Below are 20990 nucleotides of genomic sequence, written 5' to 3'. Positions count from 1 at the left end.
CGGACCCGAAACGGGGCAGGGGTATCGCCGAAAACGAGAAAGCCCCGAGATCGTGATGATCTCGGGGCTAATCTGTGCGCCCTCACGGGCTCGAACCGTGGACCCGAGGCTTTGGAATCCGTCTCGGGTGTGACGGGTTCGGGATAGCGACAGTCGGCCAACCCGCATAGCTCGGCTCCCACTGGTCCGGCCGAACCGTGCCATCAGCAGAAAACTCGAGGTACATCACGTTTATTCAGGGTCGACGCCCTCAGTGCGGTGCGCCTCAACCTCAAGCGCCTCCGACGCCTTGCCTTGAACCCTTCCCAGCGGTCAGTAGGCCGTGGGGAGAGCCGACAATAAACATCAATGGGCTCCCAGCCTGGTTCATCGTCGGCACGCGATCGGGTCTGCTATAGGTATGGTCAAGTTGTCACCTGTTCCTACAGCAGACCCGAGTGGAGTATGGCGTCACCGTAGATGTCGGCTATCCGTGTGCGCGGGCAGCGGCGCTAGCTTGTGTGCCTAGCCATCGTGTGCCTCCAACAAGTGGTGTCGTGATCTCTGATTAGCAGAAGCGCTTGAACCAGTGTTCGCGTCGCGCTTCGCGTCGGGGAAGTTTCTCTAGTTGGAACACGGCAGCCAGGCTACGATCAGCGTATGGAGCATCGATTGACCCCCATAGAACTAGCTAAAGAGCTGGGGCATGAGCCGGAAGCGCGGCCTGGATTAAAGGTACGCACTTACTTGCGCAAGCATCATCCGCGTCCTGAGTCTGAAAAGGGAACACTGTGGTTCCTTACACAAGCTCAGGCCGATGATGTGAGAGCATACTTCAACGCGAAAGCTCGGCAAAGGTGATCAGGTAGGTTCCCCGCGCTCGTACCCGGTTCGGTTCAGTGTTGTCAGCGGTACGGCGCGGGTACCGTAGGCTCAAAAGGGGTGTACATCATCGTTGGGTCTGTCGTGGCTGGTCGCGTAGCTCGTTGGTGCGCAGCATGCAGAGCGCTTGGTTCTGCTAAACCCGCCTAGTCGCAGTGGCCTCAGCGGGGTCCTGACTTGTCACCTTTGGAGAGATTCATCCACCATTGGTAGAGCGCGTTTTGTTCCGCGCGGATCTGTTCGTAGAGTTCCCTTGTACGGGAGTCTGCCGACAGTTGCAGGTATCGTTCGTCATGCATGATCAGGCCGATGCCGGACTCAACCGTAAGGTAATAGTCCTGGTCCTCGGGTTGGGTGCGCGATAGCATGTCCGCGAGGTACGTTTCAAGAACTTTCAAGTACGCGCCGTCAGCGATTCTTGCTTCTGCTTTACGTTGGCTGATGGCAAGAAATTCCCGCATTTTTGACGAAAGGTTGCTGGCGAACTCGGCCGCATACGAACGCCTCTCCGAAGAGGCGACAATGAGCGCGCGTTCGAACTCGTCGCACAGCTTCTCAGGTAGGTTCGTGAAGCGCTGCAGCTCAGAAGTGGGCCTGGCGCCGATTTCAACTTTGTATGCCTCAGTGATTCCCGGGACAGCCTCTTGGCGGATGTACTGACGTTGGGGTTCACCGTACTCCCCAGCAGACCAGCGTTGCATGAGGCTCGAGATTGCTGCAGCGTCGTCCACATGCAGGAGCTGCAAATCCAGGTTTGTGTACCAATCTGACATGAGCTCAAGAGCGACCCTGCCGTCATGGAAGAGATGAATCTCGAGTCTCACTGGAGCAGTCTTTTCTTCGCTGGACATGGCCCCAGCATAGTTTTCAGCACCTAGGCCTACAAACGTCATACGCGAGTGACACTGTTGTGCGCTCCTGTGTGGGGGAGCTGTTCTTGCCTGAAGACAACAAGCTGATCCACGTGCTCGCGTACTTTGTTCCGGCCTCTGTCGCAATCGTCGCTGCGTTCGTGCTCTCAGTTGAAGTGATCTTCATGCGAAAGAAGGGCTCTGGCTACGCGCAGGAACCACGGGCAACGCCTGACACGCCCAACGCCATCCACCTTTTATTGCCGATAGCCCCCGATAGCCCCCGATAGCCCGCAGAGTCAAACTCAAAGTAAGGAGTAAGCCAGGGCTATAGGACAAAAAGTGTGTAACGAATCCCGATCTACCCGCACCAGCATGCCGTAGTACGAGGTTCGCTATACCCCGGCACCATTAACCGTGCCGAAAACAACCAACTCGTCCACCTGTCTGGTATGCGGCAACGCGCTCGTGAAGAACGGTTTCACGAGCGCGGGAACCAGGCGCTGGAGATGCCTGAACTGCGGCAGCTCCTCAACCAGGAAACGGGCAGACCTCACCCGCCGGCACACCCTCGACCGGTTCCTGTCCTGGCTCCTGGGCAAGGACTCACAAGCCGAAGCCGCGGAACGAGTCTCAGACCGAACCTTCCGCCGGGAGATCGAATGGTGCTGGCAAATCAGGCCAACGCTCCCGACCGTGACGATACCGCCGAGGTGCGTGATCGTGGACGGAACGTACGTTGGTGGATGGTGTCTCCTGGTCGCGCTCGATGAGGACCTCACCCCGCTCGCGTTCCAGTGGTGCTCGACCGAAACCCAGGCCGCGTGGGGTGCGTTGTTCGCGCAGATCCCTGCCCCACTCGTGGTGGTGTGTGATGGCGGGCCAGGCCTGAACGCGGCACTCAAAACAGTGTGGCCGGATACGCGCGTGCAGCGTTGCATCTTCCACGTCCTGATGAACATACGCACCCATCTCACCTGGAGACCCCGCACCGTTGCTGGGCAGACGCTCCTCGCGCTCACAAAACAGCTTTCACAAGTACAAACGCCAGAGGACGCTCTCGGCTGGCTCAAGCGGTTGAACGCCTGGCATTCGATCTACGGACGCCTCACTCGTGAACGCTCGTACGCGAGGCGCAGACTCAAGGACGGGTCATGGGACTCACCCACCGGGAAACAGTGGTGGTACACCCACGACCGGCTTCGGAAGGCGTACCGGCTCCTCACCGAGATCCAACGCCGCGGACACCTGTTCACTTTCGTTCAGATCGATATCCCCAGAACCACGAGCGGCCTCGAGGGAGCCTTCAACTCGGTCCTGAAAACACTCCTCCGATTCCATCGCGGAATGCCCACCGTCCATCAGAAACGCGTCGCGGAATGGTTCGCTCTAAAACAAGCAGGACTGCTCCAGACCGCGCACTCGTTCATCACGCACGAAGTGATCAACCCGCCAGTGAACCCACGCCCCCGGTTCACGGAACCAGACCCGAGCCCCGAGCTCTACGGCACCGGCCTTGACGCCAGCGAAGGCCTCTGGCTACGCAAAGGATGGGGAGGGCGGACCTGACACGCCCAACGGTTTACACACTTTTTGTCCTATAGGCCCGTAAGCCAGGGTTGCGATGACTCCGGGAAACAAAGAAGCCCCGAGATCGTAATGATCTCGGGGCTAATCTGTGCGCCCTCACGGGCTCGAACCGTGGACCCGCTGATTAAGAGTCAGCTGCTCTACCAACTGAGCTAAAGGCGCTTGCTGCGGTGTGCAACGGGATATACGATAGCACGCAAATTTTCGCCTAATCAAATCGGGGCGAAAAACTGTGTATCCCGCGTGTGCCGCGGCCCCAAAATCCTAGCGCGTTGGGGCCGCGGCGCGCAGCAAAGTCCGCGGAATGGTGCGGATGTTCACTCGCCGGTCACGTGATTCACCTGCGTGGAACGCGCTCGGGCGTGTTTGCGCTGGCTCGGCACGAGAATCGCGGCCGCGACGACGACTGCGAGGAGCGACGCCACCATGACAGAGAGTCGGCCCGTGTCGATGTCGCTTGCGTTGGTGAAGCTGAGCTCGGCGACGAGCATCGCTACGGTGAAGCCGACGCCCGCGAGGGCCCCAATGCCGATGACCTCGCGCCAGAGCACGGACGAGCCGAGGGTCGCCCGCGTGAAGCGGGTGAGCAGCCACGTGGTGAGCGTGATGCCGAGCGGCTTGCCAATGACGAGGCCGAGCATGATGCCGATCGCGATCGGGTCGAAGGGGAACCGCGAGGCGCCCCCGAGTGAGACGCCGGCCGCAAAGAGCGCGAAGATCGGCACCGCGATGAAAGCCGACAGCGGGTGGAAGCGGTTGTTCAGCGTCTCGGAGACCTCGCCGCCGCTCTTGCCGCGCACGGGAACGAGGAAGGCGAGCACGACGCCCGCGATCGTCGCGTGGATGCCCGAGTTGTAGAAGAGCGCCCAGGTAATGATGCCGAGGGGGAGCAGGATCAGCCAGGCGCCCCACTTCGACTGCGCGAACCACTCGCCCTTCCAGCGCATGAGGAGCGCGAATACGAGGGCGGGGGCGATCGCGATGAGGAGCGGCGTGAAGTTCACGCCGTCGGTGTAGAAGATCGCGATGATGGCAATCGCGATGAAGTCGTCGACGACGGCGAGCGTGAGGAGGAACATACGCAGGGCCGGGTTAATCCGGGGGGCGATCAGGCCGAGCACGGCGACCGCGAACGCGATATCTGTCGCGGTCGGGATCGCCCAGCCGTGTGACGTCGCGGTCCCCGCATTGACGGCGAGGTAGATCGCTGCCGGGAAGACCACGCCGCCGACCGCGGCGGCAACGGGCACGATCGCCGTGCGCGGGGAGCGCAGGTCGCCCTCGACGAACTCGCGCTTGAGCTCGAGGCCGACCATGAAGAAGAAGATCGCGAGCAGGCCATCGGAGGCCCAGTGACTGACGCTCATGTGGAGCCCGAGGGCCTCAGGGCCGATCTTGAACTCGCGCAGCTCGAGGAACCACTCCGAGATGGGGCTGTTCGCGGCGACGAAGCCCACGAGGGCCGCGATCATGATGATGAGCCCGCCGACGAACTCGCGGCGCAGCAGCCGGTTGAGGCGGAGCAGTTCGCGCCTACCGATGTAGGCGAACAGCCGGCGGCGCGGGCGCCGCTGGCTTCGCGCCTTCGGCGCGTGTGGGATCGGTGAGGTGGGGGTGGGGCTCGTCATCAATGACTCCTCGTGGTGGGTTGGGTCGAACACAACGTCGACCAGACTTCCCGACACACCTAACCGCTGAAAACTATCGCACCTTGCCCGCGGAGGCAAGTGCGGTGCGGGCGGCTACTCGTCGGCGAACTCGGCGTCGCGATCCTGCATTGCGACACCGGCGATCGCAAGAATGAGGCCGGCGATCCACACGCCCCACACGATAAACCGACGCCAGTCGCGCGGCATCGAATTCGTGCGGCGCGCCGTCGAAACGACACCGGCCGCGGCGCCAAGCACTCCGATGTTGGTGAGGTACTTGCCAACCTCAATGCGTTGCCGAGTCATGGAACACCTCCGGGTCGAGTGACTGTAAAAGGGGTGAAGCGCCGCGCGAGCGCCCGCACGCCAAGCCTAACGGGTGTGCCCCTGGCAGTGCGCTTCGGGGCGGGTCTAGGCTACGCTGGGTGTATCGCGCGTAACTGCGCGCAAGCTTTTGAACCACGGAGGATTTGAGAAGTCATGGCAAAGCAGAGCGAGGACCTGTTCGAGGAGAGCTCACAGGGTTCGGTGAGCGCCGTTACGGCGATCGTGTTTGTCCTGTCATTCGTGCTCGCGATGGGCGGCATCGTGCTCGCGAGCTACGGGTTCAACCCCTCGCTCGGCATGAGCACTGAGCTGTTCATCTTCGCGGGCGGCCTGGCCGCGGCGACGATCGGGTTCGCGCTGCCGTTCGCGCTTCTCCCGAAGCTCGGCAAGTAACGCCGAAGTCACGTCGGAAGGAGGAGGCACCCGGAGCTCAGCTCCGGGTGCCTCCTCCGTTTACGTCCCGCTTCGGGAATCCCGCAGGGCGTAGGATGAGTTCATGGCAGAGAAGTCACATATCGATATGAAGCCGCGCAGTCGCGACGTCACCTACGGCATTGAGAAGGCCGCCGCGCGTGGCATGCTTCGCGCTGTCGGCATGGGCGACGAAGACTGGGATAAGCCCCAGATCGGTATTGCGAGCTCGTGGAACGAGATCACACCCTGCAACCTCAGCCTCGACCGGCTCGCGCAGGGCGCAAAGGAGGGCGTGCACTCGGGCGGGGGATACCCGCTCCAGTTCGGCACCGTTTCGGTCTCTGACGGCATCTCGATGGGCCACGAGGGCATGCACTTCTCGCTCGTGTCGCGCGAGGTCATCGCCGACTCGGTCGAGACCGTCATGATGGCGGAACGCCTCGACGGTTCGGTGCTGCTCGCGGGGTGCGATAAGTCGCTGCCCGGCATGCTCATGGCAGCGGCCAGGCTCGACCTCGCCTCCGTGTTTCTCTACGCGGGGTCGGTCGCGCCCGGCTGGGTAAAGCTCACGGACGGCACTGAGAAGGAAGTCACCATCATCGACGCCTTCGAGGCTGTCGGCGCGTGCAAGGCGGGCACGATGAGCGAAGAGGATCTGAAGCGCATCGAGTGCGCAATCGTTCCCGGTGAGGGCGCGTGCGGTGGCATGTACACGGCGAACACGATGGCCTCGATCGCTGAGGCGCTCGGGATGAGCCTTCCCGGTTCCGCGGCTCCGCCCTCGTACGACCGACGCCGCGACTACTTCGCGCACCGCTCTGGCGAGGCCGTCGTGAACATGATCGCGAAGGGCATCACCGCCCGCGACATCCTCACGAAGAAGGCGTTCGAGAACGCGATCACGCTCCTCATGGCCTACGGTGGCTCGACGAACGCGGTGCTGCACCTGCTCGCGATCGCTCGCGAGGCCGAGGTCGACCTCACTCTCGCGGACTTCAACCGCATCGGCGCGAAGGTTCCGCACCTCGCCGACATGAAGCCGTTCGGCAAGTACGTCATGGCCGACATTGACCGTCAGGGCGGCGTGCCCGTCGTGCTGAAGGCGCTGCTCGACGCGGGTCTCCTGCACGGTGACGCGCTCACTGTCACCGGCAAGACGATGGCTGAAAACCTCGCCGACCTGAACCCCGACCCTATCGACGGCAAGGTGATCCACCACCTCGACGACCCGATCCACGCGACCGGCGGGCTCACCATCCTGCACGGTTCGCTCGCGCCGGAGGGCGCCGTCGTGAAGACCGCGGGCTTCGACGCCGACGTTTTCGAGGGCCCCGCGCGGGTGTTCGAGCGTGAGCGCGCCGCGATGGACGCGCTCACCGAGGGCAAGATCGGCAAGGGCGACATCGTTGTGATCCGCTACGAGGGGCCGAAGGGTGGCCCGGGCATGCGTGAGATGCTGGCGATTACTGGCGCGATCAAGGGCGCGGGGCTCGGAAAAGATGTACTACTATTGACTGACGGCAGATTCTCGGGCGGCACAACCGGCCTGTGTATCGGCCACATCGCGCCTGAGGCCTCGGATGGAGGCCCAGTGGCGCTCGTGCACGACGGTGACCTGATACGGGTTGACATCGCGGCACAGACGCTCGATCTGCTGGTAGACCCCGCTGAGCTTGAGGCCCGACGTGCGAACTGGGCCCCGCTTCCCCCGCGCTATACGCGGGGAGTGCTCGCGAAGTACGCAAAGCTCGTGCATTCGGCATCTGAGGGTGCCATCACGGGCTAGTTCCCACATTCGACGCGCTGGCCCCGATGCGGCCCGCGCTCAATCACTACCGTAAGAAAGCGAAAGAATGACGCTCGAGTCGAACGCTATTCAACGACAATCAGGCGAGCCGCCCGCCCGTGGCGAGCGAATGACCGGCGCAATGGCCGTCGTCCGCAGCCTTGACGCACTTGGGGTCACCGACGTCTTCGGCCTTCCCGGCGGCGCCGTCTTGCCCCTGTATGACACTCTCATGGGTGACGAGCACCTCCGCCACGTTCTCGTGCGCCACGAGCAGGGGGGCGGCCATGCCGCCGAGGGCTACGCTGCGGCATCCGGCAAGGTCGGCGTCGCGATCGCGACCTCGGGCCCCGGCGCGACGAACCTCGTCACCGCGATCGCCGACGCGTACATGGACTCCGTCCCGCTGCTCGCAATCACCGGCCAGGTGTTCTCGCACCTCATGGGCACGGACGCGTTCCAGGAGGCCGACATCATGGGCATCACGATGCCCATTACGAAGCACTCGTTCCTCGTGAAGACGGCGGACGAGGTGCCAGCCGCGATCGCCGCCGCCTACCACCTCGCCTCGACGGGCCGCCCCGGCCCAGTGCTCGTGGACATCACGAAGGATGCGCAGGAGGGTGAGCTCGACTTCGTCTGGGACCCCCGCGTTGACCTGCCCGGCTACCGCCCGATCACGAAGGCGAACAGCAAGCAGATTCAGGCCGCGGCCGAGCTCATTGCTGAGGCAGAACGCCCTGTGTTCTACGTCGGCGGCGGCGTCGGCCGAGCCGGCGCTTCTGAGGAGCTCAAGCAGCTCGCCGAGCTCGTTGGCGCGCCCGTCGTGACGACGCTCATGGCGCGCGGCGTGTTCCCCGACTCGCACCCACAGCACCTTGGCATGCCCGGCATGCACGGCACTGTTCCCGCGGTGCTCGCGCTGCAGGAGGCCGACCTGCTCATCACCCTCGGCGCCCGGTTCGACGACCGCGTCACGGGCAAGGCAGCTCTGTTTGCGCCCGACGCGAAGGTGATCCACGCCGACATTGATCCCGCTGAGATCGGCAAGATCCGCGCCGCCGATGTGCCGATCGTTGGCGACGCCGCCGAGGTCATCTCCGACCTCATCGCCGCGGTGTCGACGGCGAAGCTCGGCCGCGACTTCGCCGATATGACGGCGTGGTGGGAGCGCCTGCGCGGGCTGCAGGAGACCTACCCGCTGGGCTACGCCGAGACAAGCGACGGGCTGCTGTCGCCGCAGCACATCCTCCAGCGGATCGGTGAGCTCACCGGCCCCGAGGCGATCTACGCTGCTGGCGTCGGCCAGCACCAGATGTGGGCCGCTCAGTTCATTAAGTACGAGCGCCCGAACTCGTGGCTGAACTCGGGTGGCGCAGGCACGATGGGGTACGCGGTTCCCGCTGCCATGGGTGCCAAGGTCGCCGAGCCCGAGCGCACGGTCTGGGCGATCGACGGCGACGGCTGCTTCCAGATGACCAATCAGGAGCTCGCGACCTGCGTCGTGAACAACATCCCGATCAAGGTCGCGGTCATCAACAACTCTTCGCTCGGCATGGTGCGCCAGTGGCAGACCCTCATCTATGACGGCCGCTACTCGAACACCGAGCTGAACACGGGCCACGGGTCGCAGCGCGTGCCCGACTTCGTGAAGCTCGGCGAAGCGTACGGCTGCCTCGCGATTCGCGTGGAGAAGGAAGACGAGATCGACGCGGCGATCAAGCTCGCGCTTGAGACGAACGACCGCCCCGTCGTCATCGACTTCGTCGTGAGCGCAGACGCGATGGTGTGGCCGATGGTTCGCCAGGGCACCTCCAACAGCGATGTCCAGTATGCCCTTGAGCAAGCCCCCGAGTGGGAGGGAGAGTAATCATGGCTCGTCACGTACTCAGCCTCCTCGTCGAGGACAAGCCCGGTCTGCTGACCCGCGTTGCCGGGCTGTTCGCCCGTCGCGGGTTCAACATTGAGTCGCTCGCGGTCGGCCCGACCGAGATGGAGGGGCTCTCGCGCATCACCGTCGTCGTTGACGAAGACGAGGTGCTTCTCGAACAGGTGACGAAGCAGCTCAACAAGCTCGTGAACGTCATCAAGATCGTTGAGCTCGACGCGAGCAACTCGGTGCAGCGCGAGCACGTGCTCATCAAGGTGCGCGCCGACAACCAGACCCGCTCGCACGTGCTCGAAGCCGTGAGCCTCTTCCGCGCCCGCGTCGTTGACGTGGTGCCTGAGGCGCTCACGATCGAGGTCACCGGAGACTCCGGGAAGATCGAGGCGTTCCTGCGGGTGCTCGAGCCCTACGGCATCAAGGAGATCGCGCAGTCCGGCCTCATCGCGATGGGCCGCGGCTCAAAGTCGATTTCCGAGCGCGTCTTTAAGGTCTAACCGCGCGGCCCGGCGTTCGCCCGGGCAGCGAACAGATTTCACAGTTTCACAAACCACACAACAAAGGAGAACGGCCAGTGGCTGAAATGTACTACGACAGCGATGCAGACCTGTCGATCATTCAGGGCAAGAAGGTTGCCATCGTCGGATACGGCTCGCAGGGTCACGCGCACGCGATGAACCTACGCGACTCGGGCGTCGAGGTCGTCATTGCGCTGAAGGACGGCTCCAAGTCGATCCAGAAGGCTGAAGAGGCCGGCTTCACCGTGAAGAACGTGGCAGACGCAGCCGAGTGGGCTGACGTCATCATGCTGCTCGCGCCGGATCAGCACCAGCGCGGCATCTACAACGACCACGTTGCGCAGCACATGACCGAGGGCAAGACGCTTGCCTTCGCTCACGGCTTCAACATCCGCTACGGCTACATCGAGGCTCCGGCTGGCGTTGACGTCATCCTCGTAGCTCCGAAGGCTCCCGGCCACACCGTGCGTCGCGAGTTCGAGGCCGGCCGCGGCATCCCCGACATCATCGCAGTCGAGGTCGACGCGTCGGGCACCGCATGGGAGACCGCGAAGTCGTACGCGAAGGCAATTGGCGGCACCCGCGCGGGTGTCATCAAGACGACCTTCACTGAGGAGACCGAGACCGATCTCTTCGGCGAGCAGGCAGTGCTCTGCGGTGGCATGAGCCACCTCGTGCAGGCCGGCTTCGAGACGCTCACCGAGGCTGGTTACCAGCCCGAGATCGCCTACTTCGAGGTGCTCCACGAGCTCAAGCTCATCGTTGACCTCATGTGGGAGGGCGGCATCGCTAAGCAGCGTTGGTCGATCTCTGACACCGCTGAGTACGGCGACTACGTTTCGGGCCCCCGCGTCATCGACGCAGGCGTCAAGGAGCGCATGCAGGGCGTGCTGAAGGACATCCAGGACGGCACCTTCGCGAAGCGCTTCATCGAGGATCAGGACGCGGGCGCACCCGAGTTCACCGCTCTTCGCGAGAAGGAGGAGTCGCACCCGATCGAGAAGACCGGCGTCGAGCTCCGCAAGCTCTTCGCGTGGCAGCAGCAGGATTCGGACTACGTCGACGGCAGCGCTGCGCGCTAAGGATCGACGCTAGCGGATCTCGCAAGCAATGGTGGGCGCCCGGAGGAAACTCCGGGCGCCCACCTCTTTTTCGCTCTCGGGGTCCCTCACACCACATGCGATCTGCGATGTACATGCCCTCCCAGCCCGGCGAGAGCATTACCTGGGCAGATCACAGACGATGTAAGCGACTTAAGCCCGCCCCATCGCCCGCTTCGTCCGGGCCGTGGCCTCCGCCGCCCAGGGGTCTTCCGGCCACGGGTGTTTCGGGTACTTGCCCCGCATCTCACGCCGCACGTCTTGGTACGGCCCATTCCAGAACGAGGCGAGGTCAGCCGTGACAGCCAGCGGCCTGCGGGCGGGTGACAGCAGGTGGAAGAGCACAGGGACGCGCCCGTCTACGAGCCGCGGGGTCTCTGCGAGCCCGAAGACCTCCTGGAGTTTCACCGCGACGACCGGGCCCCCCGAACCCGCGAGGGCATCGCCGTAGTCGATCGCCGCGGTCGAACCAGAGGGAACCCGCAGGCGCTCGGGCACGAGCTCGTCAATGCGCGCCGCTTCAGGCCACGGGAGCAGTCGGCGCAGCGCGCCCGTCACGTCGAGCGACGCGAGCGACGCTTTGGGGCTGAGCCTGTCGAGGTCGGGCCCAAGCCAGTCGCGCACCCGGTCGAGCAGAGCCGTGTCGGAGACGTCGGGCCAGGGGTCGCCGAGTTCGCGGTGCAGGAGTGCAAGCCGGGCGCGCAGCGCGGTCGCGGGCCCGGTCCAGTTCAGCGCGGAAAGACCCGCCTCACGCAGGTGAGCGGCGAACGCCGGGCCAGAGTCCTTGGGGAGGGGAGTGGCCGGCTGCGAAGAGAGCAGGATCGCGCCAAGCCGATCCTCCTCGCGCACTCGCACGCGGCCCTCCTCAATACGCGCGCTGCGCTCACGGGTGCGCAGCGAGGCGCCGATCCTGATCGCGTCGTCGACGGAGAGCGAGGCGGCGAGACGGATGACGGCGCCGGTGCCGTCGGCGGCGCGGCCCTCGGCACGCTGTACCTCGCGCACGGCGATCCACTCTGACGTGAGGAGCGGGCTGCCCTCGGGGACGGCCGCCCGCGTGCCGCTCGCGAACAGGTAGCTCCGGGAGTGCTCGGCTGAGCGGCGCGCGATCCACTCCGGCCGCGCGTAACCGGCAGCGATGCCCTCGGGCGAGGACGAGACTCCCGTGGCGCCCACGGCGCCGGCGCGGTGTTCCGCCCCAAACCGCGCGAACCGCTCGACCTCTCGGCGCCACTTGTCGGCGCCCGATGCCCGCCCGGTTCGCAATTCTCTGAGCAGCGTCGAGAGATCGGCATCGGGGGCGCGGTAGTCGCCGGAGAACGCCGCGACGGCCTCCGCGATCCGTTTGGCGTTGCCCGTCGCCGCTGTGCCCGCGGTGATCGCGCGTGCCTCCCGCGCCCCGAAGGGTTGCCCAGCGATTCGCGCCCCGAGTGGCGTCACGCCGCCCGCCGCGTCAGTGAGGTCGAGCGTGCGCAGCGTGGCCTGGGCTCGCTCGATTGCCGCCTTGGGTGGGGCGGTGAGTAGCCTGAGGCTAGTGCCTCCCGGCGTGCCCCAGGCCGCGAGGAGGAGCGCGGCGTCGGTGAGATCTGCGGACAAGATCTCGGGGGTGATTGCCGCAGGCATCCGCGCGAAGTCAGCCTCAGTGTACGCCCGCACCGCGCGCCCGGCGCCCTCGCGGGCTGCGCGGCCCGCACGCTGCTCGGCGCTTGCGCGCGATGCGCTCACGGTGACGAGCCCCTCCATGTCGCGGGCTCGGTCGCGACGCACCTCGCGCGACAGGCCCGCGTCGATGACGAGCCTCACGCCGGGGACAGTGAGCGAGCTCTCGGCGAGGGCTGTGCTGACGACGATCCGCGGAGGATCTTGCGGGCCGCGGCCGGAGACGGCGCGGTCCTGTTCGCGCGAACTCAGTCGTCCGTGGAGCGCGAGGACCTCGACAGGCCCGCCGGGGCGGCCGGCGCATAGCTCCCGCGCCTCGGCAACCACAGCGTCGACCTCCCGCGCGCCCGGCAAGAACACCAGAGCATCGCACCCCTGCGCGGCCTGTTCCCTGACCGCGAGCCCCGCGACGTGCGACAGGAACGCGCGGGTGACTCCGCGCTCGTCGAGGCGCGGCGCCGCGCCAGCGTCGTACGAGACCTCGAGCGGGTGGAGCGGGGAGGGGACGTGCACGACCGCACCCGAGATCAGGTCGGCGGTCGCCTCGGCGGCAAGCGTCGCGGACATCGCGACGAGGATCAGGTCGGGCCTGAGCTCGCGTACCTCAGCGAGCATCCCGAGCAGCAGGTCGCCGTCGACCGACCGCTCGTGCACCTCGTCAAGGATGACGGCGCCCACGCCCTCGAGCTCGGGGTCTGAGAGCAGACGGCGCAGCAAGACACCGGGGGTGAGAACCTCGACCGCTGTGCTGGTGCTGACGCGACGGTCGCCCCTCACCGTGAAGCCGACGGGGCCGCCAAGCTCCGATCCGTCGAGTGAGGCGAGGCGCCTCGCAGCCGCGCGCACGGCTACCCTGCGGGGCTGGGTGAGGAGGGTGCGCTTGTTGCCCGAACGTGCGTCCGCGGCGATCTGAGCAACGAGGTTTGCGGTGAGCGCGGGCACGTACGTTGTCTTGCCGGTGCCTGGCGGCGCGGTGATGACGGCGGCGCCCGTGCGCAGGGCTCGCTCGATCTCTGCGGAAGCCGCCGAGACGGGGAGGCCCGCGCCGATCGTGGCGAGGTCGAAACGATGCGCGGTCATCTGTCCATCCTAAAACGCCGCGTGGCCCCGGGAATCCCCGGGGCCACGCGGCGTCTACGCGTTCGAGACTACGCTGCGGGAGCGTTCTCAATGACGATCGGCGCGTCGCTCGGGTTCGCCCACACGGGAGCCGGAAGGGTGACGTCGGTCGCACCGCCCTGGATCTCCTTGAGCGCAGCCTCAATTTCAGACGCGTTCTCCGGGACATTCAGGCCGCACTTCTGCAGTTCGCTCGCGAACTTCAGGGTGAGGCGCTGCTTGCCTGCTTCGACAGCTTCTGCGGTCGTGCCGGTGCGCTTCTCGCTGCCGGTCTGAATGTCGGAGACGTTCTCGCACACGTGGTAGACGGAGCCGCCGTCGACCCACACGACCTCGTCTTGCCCGAGCAGCTGAATCACGGTCGACTGGTCGGCGGTGTACTTCTCGACCGACGCGGGGTTGTAGTCGATGCCGAGCGCAGTTGCGGCGAGCGCGAGCACGATGCCGATCGCGCCGGCGATGCCCTTCTGCTTCCCGTCCATGTCCTTATTCGTGAAGATGAGGATGATGAGCGGGAGGAACGCGATGATCGAGATGATCGCGCCCAGCTGGTTCTGCACGAAGAACTTCACGGTCTCGGACTGACGTGCGGGGTCGAGACGGTTCGCCTTCTTCCATAGCATCGAGCCGGTGATCGCGAGAGCGGCGATCACCACGAGCGCGATGATCAGCGTGATAAACGCCCACTGCGGGAACACCGCGGTCGCGTTCTGCTGCTCAAGCAGGCCGGTGTCTTCGTTACGGACGAGGGTGCCGTCCTCGCCAACGAACTCGCGCTGACGCAGCAGCCAGAAGATCGAGACGGCCTCGAGCGCGATCGCGAGAGCCCACAGAGCCACTGCGATCCAACGGAAGCGGGTGGCCTTCGCCTTGGCGGTTGCCGTCGGGGTCCACGAGGCGTCTGCGGTGGGTGCTGTTGACGCCGCGGCCTTGCCGGACGCATTCTTCTTGGGTTCAACCACGGTGCTGTTATTCCTTTGTAGGCATTTCTATGAAATCGCTTTAAGTGTAGCTGTCGTTGGGCAACGCTCTAGTGACGATTCTGCAACGGGGAGAAATGTGCAGAATGTTGTTGCGCATTCCCGTCAGAGATGTCAGAATAATTTCGCTGACATTTCACATAAATTCGGGCGGGACTACCCTCCCTGACTAGCAAGGATCAATGATGATTACCGCTCTCACGCGCTTCGGTGGCGCAGCCCTCGTCGCCTCCGCACTGTTCTTCACCGCTGGTTGCAGCTCGACCGAGGCACCAACCGACTCAGGGGCCGCCGGCCATAACTTCGGAGACTGCGACATCACCGAGAACCCCACGGTGCACGAGCTCACTCCGCTCAAGCCGGGCGCACTCACTGTCGCGGCGTCACTCCCGTACCCTGCGGGCTATCGCGGCAATACGCTCGAAGACGTCGACGGCGGCTACATGTACTGCCTCGTTGCCGAGATCGCGAACCGCGCGGGCCTCGAGCGCGTCGACCTCGTGAACGCCCCGTTCGAAGCGCTCGTCACCGCGAAGGCCTCCAACTTCGACATGGCCGTGTGGGACATTATCGTCACACCAGAGCGAGAGAGCGTTGTCGATTTCTCGACGCCTTACAACACCTACCAGACGGGTGTGCTCGTGCGTGCGGGGAGCGAGCTCACCGAAGCCTCGATCAAAGACTCTGTCGTGGGGGTGCTTGCCGGCTCACGGCAGCAGTCGCTCGTCAACGACCAGCTGCACCCCAAAGAAGTGCGTGTGTTCAATTCGAACGACGACCTGTTTAATGCCCTGCTTGCAAAACAGCTTGACGTCGCGCTCAATGACACTGCGACGGTGATGCCGCGCGCCGCAGCCTCCGACGGCAAACTTGAGGTCATCGCGCAGTACGAGGTCGGCGGAGACGTCGCGGCGCTGTTCCCGAAGGGGTCACCGAACCTTGCGCCCACCGACGAGATTCTCGCCGACATGCGCGAGGACGGCACGCTCGACAAGATCATGAGCAGGTGGCTGAACGAGATCCTCGGTGGCGATCCGACGGCTCTACCGGTCTGGTCGGCCTAGCCCCGAGAAATCGGGAGGAAACGCACACACATGTTTACAGAAGAACTCTCAACGGTCGACGGGACACCGACCCCGGCAGAGCCGATGGCGACGAAGCACTACCGAAGTGGAGCCGTGATTCTCGCAGCGCTCACTATTGCGGTCTGCGCGATGTTTATCGCAGAGCTATTGCCAGCTAATACGCTCGCGCTTGTCGGCATCGGAGTGCTCGTGCCAGCCCTCGTTATCGGCGTTCCCCTTGGCCGGGCGTTCGTTGCAGCGAACGAGTCGAGCACCCAGTGGCTCGAGCACAATCCGGTGGGAGCCCGCATCGCGGCCTCCCGCTCCCGCGATCACTCGATCACGGCGATCGGCGTCTCGGGTGCCCTCGCGGTCATCGGGATCGTCGGCTGGGTGATCTTCGTGAATGGGGGAGCCGTCCAACAGACCTTCTTCAACATTGAATTCATGTTCGAGGGGCTTGGCGACATCTTCAAGGCGCTCCTCGTCAATGTACAGATTGCCGTGGGCGCGCAGATCCTCGCAATGGTCTTCGGGCTCTTGCTGGCTGTCGGGCGCCTGCTCCCGGGGAAGGGGTTCGCCCCGATCCGCGCCCTGTGCATCACGTACATCGACGTGTTCCGCGGCATCCCGTCGGTCGTGCTCATCTACCTGGTGTGCTTCGGGTTGCCGCTCACTGAGGTGCCGGTGCTCAGCGAGGGCAGTCTCGTGGTGTACGCAATCGTTGCCCTCTCCATCACCTACAGCGCCTACAACGCTGAGCTGTACCGAGCGGGCCTGGAATCGATCAATCCTGACCAGAATGCTGCAGCGGTGTCGCTCGGGCTCACCCCGGGCGATGTCATGCGCTTCGTGATGGTGCCGCAGATGTTCCGCAACATTGCGGCGCCCATGCTCAGCCAGTTCATTGGGCTGCAGAAGGACACGGCGCTCGTTATCGTCGTCGGCATCATTGACGCCTTCAGTCAGGCAAAGATTTACGCAGCAAATGATTTCAACCTGTCAGCGGTGACCGCGGTGTGCTTCGTGTTCGTACTCATCACCATCCCGCAGACCAGATTCGTTGATTACCTGCTCGCGCGGACAAGCGTCAGCCGGAAGGGGAAGTAGCCATGCAGCCGTTTATCGAACTCTCCGAGGTGGTCAAGCGCTACGGCGAGAACGAGGTGCTCAAGGGGATCAACCTTGAGGTCGACCGTCACGAGGTGGTCACTTTGATTGGTGCCTCGGGGTCGGGCAAATCGACCATGCTGCGTTGCGTCAACGGGCTTGAGACGATTCAGGGCGGGCAGATCGCGCTCGAAGGAGATGTGATCTCCGGCGAGGGTGTCGACCTCGTCGCACTGAGGCGCAAGGTTGGCATGGTGTTTCAGAGCTACAACCTCTTTCCGCACCTCACTGTGCTGCAAAACTGCACCCTGTCGCCCGTGCGCGCCAAGGTCATGGGGAAGCGAGTGGCCGAACAGGCCGCACGCGACATGCTCGCCCGCGTCGGTCTCAAGGACAAGGCCGACGCCTATCCGACGCAACTGTCGGGCGGCCAGCAGCAACGCGTCGCGATTGCCCGAGCCATGCTCATGCGCCCGCGCCTCATGCTGCTCGATGAGATCACGTCAGCGCTCGACCCCGAACTCGTGGTTGAGGTTCTGAACCTTGTACGGGAACTTGCAACCGACGGCATGACGATGATGATGACGACTCACGAGATGCCGTTTGCGCGAGAGATCTCGTCAAAGATCTGCTTCCTGCACCAGGGAAGGATCCTCGAACAGGGGCCGCCCGCTGCCATCTTTGGCAACCCTCAGACCCCGGAACTCATCGCGTTCCTCAGCAAGCTGCACGAGGCCGGCCGCGACTAGTGCCCGCCCGCACGAAAACCACTCACAGGAGACCCACACTATGAAGACCAATTACGACCCGAACAGCTTCTTCGACTTCCTCGGCTACCCGAGTGGGGATACTCCCTACACGAGCCCCGACCTGCGCACCCTCTCGGTCTACTGCCGGGGAAACCGTGCGAACCTCGAGAAATTGCTCGAAGCCACCCCGTTCGAACTCACCGACGATCGGTTTGTCGTACAGATCGCCGACTTCACGAATTCGAGTGTCGGCGCATTCTACGACTCGGGCATCGTCCTCCCCGTCCGCTACGGCGACACCGTCGGTGCGAACTACACCTTTGAGTGGGAAGACCAGCCGTGGAGCATCTTGCTCGGCCGGGAGGTGTGGGGCTACCCGAAACAGTGGGGCAAGATCGTGCTGGATGATGCTCCGGAACGGGTGGCGGGCGAGGTAACCCGTGAGGGGGAACTGCAGTTCGCGATCAGCATGACGCCGGACGACTCAGCGACAAATGCCGCCTGGGAAGACATGCACATTTACCCTCACCTGCAAGTGCACTACCTTCCCAAGGCGAACGAGCGTGGCTTCGAGACCTTCGAAATCGTGTCGCGTGACACGTCAAAGGACTTCAAACTCCACTCAAAGGTGTTCGGTTCAGCTGAGGTCGAGCTTGGCGCTTCTGTGAACATTGGCGGTGTCGCACTTGAGATCGTGGAGGTACTCGGCGGCGAGTACTCCGTCGGTTACTACAATTGCAGCACGGAACACGGCCGGTCAGAGGTGATCGACTCGCTTGTGTAGTTCGGCCCGCAAGCCCCGCCCGATAGCCTGGCGAGGCGCAGCTTCTCCGACAGAAAGAACATAGGAACCTACCGTGTCAGCCCGTCCCGAAAGCCAGAGCAGCCGCGGCCCGCTCTCGGCCCAACCGAGTGCCTCCGCGATGCTTGGTGACCAGGTCTACAGCGCCCTTGTCGACCAGATCGTGCGTCTCGACTTGTTGCCAGGCACCAAGCTCAGTGAGAGTGAACTTGCCGCTCAGCTCGGCGTTGGTCTCGCGCCCGTGCGGGCTGCCGTACGCAGGCTTGAATCCGAAAAGCTCGTCGTTATCGTGCCGCGCTCGGGTACCGTCGTGCAGCCCATCAACCTGCGAATGTCTCGCTCCATCCTTGAGGCGCGCTTGCCGCTTGAAGACCTCGCGGCGCGGCTCGCGGTGCGGCGCGGCACACGCAAGGAGAAGGAGCGGTTGCTCGACATTGCTGTGAAACAGCGCGACTCCGAGCGGCTCGACGACAAGCTCGACCTTGACGTTCTCTTCCACTCGACCGTGTATGAACTCACGCGCAACGAGTTCCTCATCCCGACGCTCCGGATGTACCTCAACCATTCACTGCGACTCTGGCACTATGTGTCTCGCATTCTCGAGTCCGAGAACTGGACAACTGTAGATAGCGTCGCGATGGCCAAGGCGATGCTCGCTGGAGATGAAGATGAGGCAGCCGCGAAACTCACTGAGCACGTGGGGCATGACGGCCAGGAGATCATCAATCTGCTCGGGGAGCACGGGCTATGAGCGAGGTGCAACCAGGCGCACCAGCCGCGGGACCGTTCTCGCTGATCGGTGAGACGGCCCTCGTCACTGGCGGAGCCGGGGGTCTCGGGCTAGCTCAGGCACGAGCCCTTGCCTGTGCGGGCGCGACGATCGTGCTTGCCGACCTTCGCGACGACATCGTTGTGGGCGGAATTGCTGCGCTCGCCGCAGCTGGGATCGTGGCTCATGGAATCGAACTCGACGTCACAGACTCCGCGAGCGTCACTGCGGCGTTCGAAGACCTTAAGGCCCGTGGCATCGCTCCGACAATCCTCGTGAACAACGCCGGTGTCTCGCTTCGAAACGCGGCAATCGATGCAACTGAACACGAGTTCGACCTTACATTCGGCGTGAATGTCAAGGGAACGTTCCTCGTCGCGCAAGCTGCCGCGCGTCTCATGCGTGAGCGGGGCGGCGGAACGATCGTGAACCTCGCCTCGATCGGTGGCCACGTCGTCGATGGCCCACGTTCGTCGGTGTACGACGCGTCTAAAGCGGCCGTGGTACAGCTCACGAAGAACCTTGCCTATGAGTGGGCGCAATACGGGATCCGAGTCAACGGCATTTCTCCGGGCTATATGCGCACTGCGATGACCGAGACGCTGCTTCCAGACGCCGTCGAAGAGCAACGGATCATCGACGGGCACATCCCGCTTGGCAGGATCGGGACACCGAAGGACTTGGAAGGGCTCGTCGTGTTCCTCTGCTCGCCGGCAGCCTCATATATTACGGGGCACACCGTGCTCGTCGACGGTGGCTGGCTCGTCTCGTTCTGACGTTCCGGGCGGGGCGCTCACAGCGGCTGAAGCCCGCGGCTCGGTAGGATTGTGAGCATGCGAACCGGAAGTGGCGAGGAGCGCGCGAGCTCCCTGCAGAGCGGGTGGACGATTCAGCCCGACCCGAAGACCGTCGAACCGGCCCCGGCCGCGGCGACGCCCAGCACCGAGCCCGCCGCCGAGGCCGAAGGCGCCGCTGACAGCAGTGCGCCCGACGCTGTGGCGCCCGACGCGCAGCTCAGCAACCTCACCGTCGTACTCCTTGGGCTCGCAGGCGGACTGTACCTGCTTTTCGCGCTGGTCTGGCTGAGCTGGGCGCAGGGCTACTCGGCCGTCAGCGCCGCCGTTGCCGCAGGCAGCGGGTCGGTCGGGGGCGTGCTGCAGCAGACTTTCTTCTGGATCGCGCCGCTCGCACCGATCCTGTGGTTCTTCTCGGCCCTGGTGCTTGCCCGCAAACGAACCCGTACACTCGTCGTTGCGCTCGTGCTCGGCCTCGTCGTGACATTCCCCCTGCCCATGGTCTTTGCGAGCGGAGCGGCACTGTGAACGCGAAGGTGATTTCGGCCTGGGTCGCCGGCGTCCTGATCCTTGCCCTCTACGCATACGCCGTCGTTGCGGCCGTCGGCAACCTCATTGGCATGTCAACGTTCCTCGGTGAAGCGCTTGGACCGCTGCCGTGGGCACTGCTCGGCGTCGCGATCTTCGCGCCGATCGGCGCCATTATTACGTCGCTCATCGTCGCTCGCGGTCGTACCGCGTGGGTGCGTGTGCTGCTGCTCGCAACGGGGCTCTGCGTGACGGCTGCCGTGCAGCTCGAGATCATGCACCTTATGTCGTAACCGCGCTGAGAGCAATTGCGACGATCGCCGCATCCCGCTGCGCCGCGGTGTTGGGGCGCCCGCCCAACGCAGTCACCCTCCGATACCGCGCGGTTCCGCCTGGGAACCGCGTCGATCTCGGAGGGTGAGGCTGGGGGAGTCT

The 20990-nt window shown here is 64.3% G+C and carries 20 protein-coding genes and 1 tRNA gene; 15 read left to right on the top strand and 6 right to left on the bottom strand.

Annotation, left to right across the window (positions count from 1 at the left end; translation table 11 throughout):
* Positions 1–1022 precede the first annotated feature (1022 nt).
* The gene (locus tag FB468_RS06070; RefSeq protein ID WP_141886552.1) at positions 1023–1712 is read right to left on the bottom strand and encodes a hypothetical protein; all 690 of its coding nucleotides are present in this window, start codon (positions 1710–1712) and stop codon (positions 1023–1025) included.
* Positions 1713–1798: 86 nt separating this feature from the next.
* On the opposite strand from FB468_RS06070, the gene FB468_RS06065 reads away from it, so the two are divergent.
* The gene (locus FB468_RS06065; protein ID WP_141886551.1) at positions 1799–2002 is read left to right on the top strand and encodes a hypothetical protein; all 204 of its coding nucleotides are present in this window, start codon (positions 1799–1801) and stop codon (positions 2000–2002) included.
* A 127-nt stretch (positions 2003–2129) separates the two neighbouring features.
* Complete coding sequence (locus FB468_RS06060; RefSeq protein ID WP_141885937.1) at positions 2130–3281, top strand: IS1249 family transposase; 1152 nt, start codon at positions 2130–2132, stop codon at positions 3279–3281.
* Between the two features lie 110 nt (positions 3282–3391).
* Here the strand turns inward: FB468_RS06060 and FB468_RS06055 are convergent.
* The 3 genes from FB468_RS06055 to FB468_RS06045 form a co-directional block, all read right to left on the bottom strand.
* Positions 3392–3464 (bottom strand) — tRNA-Lys (locus FB468_RS06055).
* A gap of 155 nt (positions 3465–3619) precedes the next feature.
* Entirely contained in the window at positions 3620–4930 is a 1311-nt protein-coding gene (gene nhaA / locus FB468_RS06050) for a Na+/H+ antiporter NhaA (RefSeq protein WP_141886550.1), read from the bottom strand.
* 114 nt (positions 4931–5044) lie between these two features.
* Complete coding sequence (locus tag FB468_RS06045) at positions 5045–5257, bottom strand: hypothetical protein (protein ID WP_246055777.1); 213 nt, start codon at positions 5255–5257, stop codon at positions 5045–5047.
* Between the two features lie 174 nt (positions 5258–5431).
* On the opposite strand from FB468_RS06045, the gene FB468_RS06040 reads away from it, so the two are divergent.
* The 5 genes from FB468_RS06040 to ilvC all read left to right on the top strand — a co-directional run bounded on the left by FB468_RS06040 (position 5432) and on the right by ilvC (position 10963).
* Positions 5432–5671 carry a hypothetical protein gene (locus FB468_RS06040; protein WP_141886549.1) on the top strand — a complete coding sequence of 80 codons (240 nt, stop codon included), beginning with the start codon at positions 5432–5434 and terminating at the stop codon, positions 5669–5671.
* Positions 5672–5774: 103 nt separating this feature from the next.
* Positions 5775–7478, top strand: coding sequence for a dihydroxy-acid dehydratase (gene ilvD, locus FB468_RS06035; protein ID WP_141886548.1), 1704 nt, complete (start codon positions 5775–5777; stop codon positions 7476–7478).
* 67 nt (positions 7479–7545) lie between these two features.
* Entirely contained in the window at positions 7546–9348 is a 1803-nt protein-coding gene (locus FB468_RS06030) for an acetolactate synthase large subunit (protein ID WP_141886547.1), read from the top strand.
* A 2-nt stretch (positions 9349–9350) separates the two neighbouring features.
* Positions 9351–9860: an acetolactate synthase small subunit gene (ilvN, locus tag FB468_RS06025; RefSeq protein ID WP_141886546.1), complete on the top strand. Its 510-nt coding sequence runs from the start codon at positions 9351–9353 to the stop codon at positions 9858–9860.
* A gap of 77 nt (positions 9861–9937) precedes the next feature.
* On the top strand, positions 9938–10963 hold the full coding sequence (gene ilvC / locus FB468_RS06020) for a ketol-acid reductoisomerase (RefSeq protein ID WP_119278892.1): 1026 nt from the start codon (positions 9938–9940) through the stop codon (positions 10961–10963).
* A gap of 171 nt (positions 10964–11134) precedes the next feature.
* On the opposite strand, the gene hrpB is transcribed toward ilvC, so the two are convergent.
* Together hrpB and FB468_RS06010 are read right to left on the bottom strand one after the other, a co-directional pair.
* The gene (gene hrpB / locus FB468_RS06015) at positions 11135–13720 is read right to left on the bottom strand and encodes an ATP-dependent helicase HrpB (protein ID WP_141886545.1); all 2586 of its coding nucleotides are present in this window, start codon (positions 13718–13720) and stop codon (positions 11135–11137) included.
* Positions 13721–13788: 68 nt separating this feature from the next.
* The gene (locus FB468_RS06010) at positions 13789–14721 is read right to left on the bottom strand and encodes a hypothetical protein (RefSeq protein ID WP_141886544.1); all 933 of its coding nucleotides are present in this window, start codon (positions 14719–14721) and stop codon (positions 13789–13791) included.
* Positions 14722–14921: 200 nt separating this feature from the next.
* Here FB468_RS06010 and FB468_RS06005 point away from each other — a divergent pair, with 200 nt between their 5' ends.
* From FB468_RS06005 to FB468_RS05970, 8 genes are all read left to right on the top strand, one after another.
* Positions 14922–15803: an ABC transporter substrate-binding protein gene (locus FB468_RS06005; RefSeq protein ID WP_141886543.1), complete on the top strand. Its 882-nt coding sequence runs from the start codon at positions 14922–14924 to the stop codon at positions 15801–15803.
* 30 nt (positions 15804–15833) lie between these two features.
* Entirely contained in the window at positions 15834–16913 is a 1080-nt protein-coding gene (locus tag FB468_RS06000) for an amino acid ABC transporter permease (RefSeq protein WP_141886542.1), read from the top strand.
* A 2-nt stretch (positions 16914–16915) separates the two neighbouring features.
* Positions 16916–17662 (top strand): amino acid ABC transporter ATP-binding protein, encoded by a 747-nt coding sequence (locus FB468_RS05995; protein ID WP_141886541.1) that lies wholly within the window; start codon positions 16916–16918, stop codon positions 17660–17662.
* A 40-nt stretch (positions 17663–17702) separates the two neighbouring features.
* Positions 17703–18446, top strand: coding sequence for an acetoacetate decarboxylase family protein (locus FB468_RS05990; protein ID WP_141886540.1), 744 nt, complete (start codon positions 17703–17705; stop codon positions 18444–18446).
* 73 nt (positions 18447–18519) lie between these two features.
* Positions 18520–19215 carry a GntR family transcriptional regulator gene (locus FB468_RS05985; RefSeq protein WP_141886539.1) on the top strand — a complete coding sequence of 232 codons (696 nt, stop codon included), beginning with the start codon at positions 18520–18522 and terminating at the stop codon, positions 19213–19215.
* Positions 19212–20009 carry an SDR family NAD(P)-dependent oxidoreductase gene (locus FB468_RS05980; RefSeq protein ID WP_141886538.1) on the top strand — a complete coding sequence of 266 codons (798 nt, stop codon included), beginning with the start codon at positions 19212–19214 and terminating at the stop codon, positions 20007–20009. Before FB468_RS05985 ends, FB468_RS05980 begins: the two co-directional genes overlap by 4 nt.
* Positions 20010–20066: 57 nt before the next feature.
* Positions 20067–20555, top strand: coding sequence for a hypothetical protein (locus FB468_RS05975; protein WP_141886537.1), 489 nt, complete (start codon positions 20067–20069; stop codon positions 20553–20555).
* Positions 20552–20848 (top strand): hypothetical protein, encoded by a 297-nt coding sequence (locus FB468_RS05970; protein ID WP_141886536.1) that lies wholly within the window; start codon positions 20552–20554, stop codon positions 20846–20848. The genes FB468_RS05975 and FB468_RS05970 overlap by 4 nt, the downstream gene beginning before the upstream one ends.
* Positions 20849–20990: the final 142 nt, after the last annotated feature.

The organism is Leucobacter komagatae (genome assembly GCF_006716085.1).
Lineage (GTDB): Bacteria > Actinomycetota > Actinomycetes > Actinomycetales > Microbacteriaceae > Leucobacter > Leucobacter komagatae.
The sequence above is the reverse complement of the archived record's forward strand: the minus strand, read 5'-3'. Positions and strand labels throughout refer to the sequence as shown.

Coding starts and splice junctions, on each gene's coding strand:
- FB468_RS06030 (WP_141886547.1), top strand. CDS start 7,546: ATGACGCTCGAGTCGAACGCTATTCAACGACAATCAGGCGAGCCGCCC.
- FB468_RS06070 (WP_141886552.1), bottom strand. CDS start 1,712: ATGTCCAGCGAAGAAAAGACTGCTCCAGTGAGACTCGAGATTCATCTC.
- FB468_RS05980 (WP_141886538.1), top strand. CDS start 19,212: ATGAGCGAGGTGCAACCAGGCGCACCAGCCGCGGGACCGTTCTCGCTG.
- ilvN (WP_141886546.1), top strand. CDS start 9,351: ATGGCTCGTCACGTACTCAGCCTCCTCGTCGAGGACAAGCCCGGTCTG.
- FB468_RS05990 (WP_141886540.1), top strand. CDS start 17,703: ATGAAGACCAATTACGACCCGAACAGCTTCTTCGACTTCCTCGGCTAC.
- FB468_RS06000 (WP_141886542.1), top strand. CDS start 15,834: ATGTTTACAGAAGAACTCTCAACGGTCGACGGGACACCGACCCCGGCA.
- ilvD (WP_141886548.1), top strand. CDS start 5,775: ATGGCAGAGAAGTCACATATCGATATGAAGCCGCGCAGTCGCGACGTC.
- FB468_RS06040 (WP_141886549.1), top strand. CDS start 5,432: ATGGCAAAGCAGAGCGAGGACCTGTTCGAGGAGAGCTCACAGGGTTCG.
- FB468_RS06005 (WP_141886543.1), top strand. CDS start 14,922: ATGATGATTACCGCTCTCACGCGCTTCGGTGGCGCAGCCCTCGTCGCC.
- FB468_RS05975 (WP_141886537.1), top strand. CDS start 20,067: ATGCGAACCGGAAGTGGCGAGGAGCGCGCGAGCTCCCTGCAGAGCGGG.
- FB468_RS06045 (WP_246055777.1), bottom strand. CDS start 5,257: ATGACTCGGCAACGCATTGAGGTTGGCAAGTACCTCACCAACATCGGA.
- FB468_RS05995 (WP_141886541.1), top strand. CDS start 16,916: ATGCAGCCGTTTATCGAACTCTCCGAGGTGGTCAAGCGCTACGGCGAG.
- hrpB (WP_141886545.1), bottom strand. CDS start 13,720: ATGACCGCGCATCGTTTCGACCTCGCCACGATCGGCGCGGGCCTCCCC.
- nhaA (WP_141886550.1), bottom strand. CDS start 4,930: ATGACGAGCCCCACCCCCACCTCACCGATCCCACACGCGCCGAAGGCG.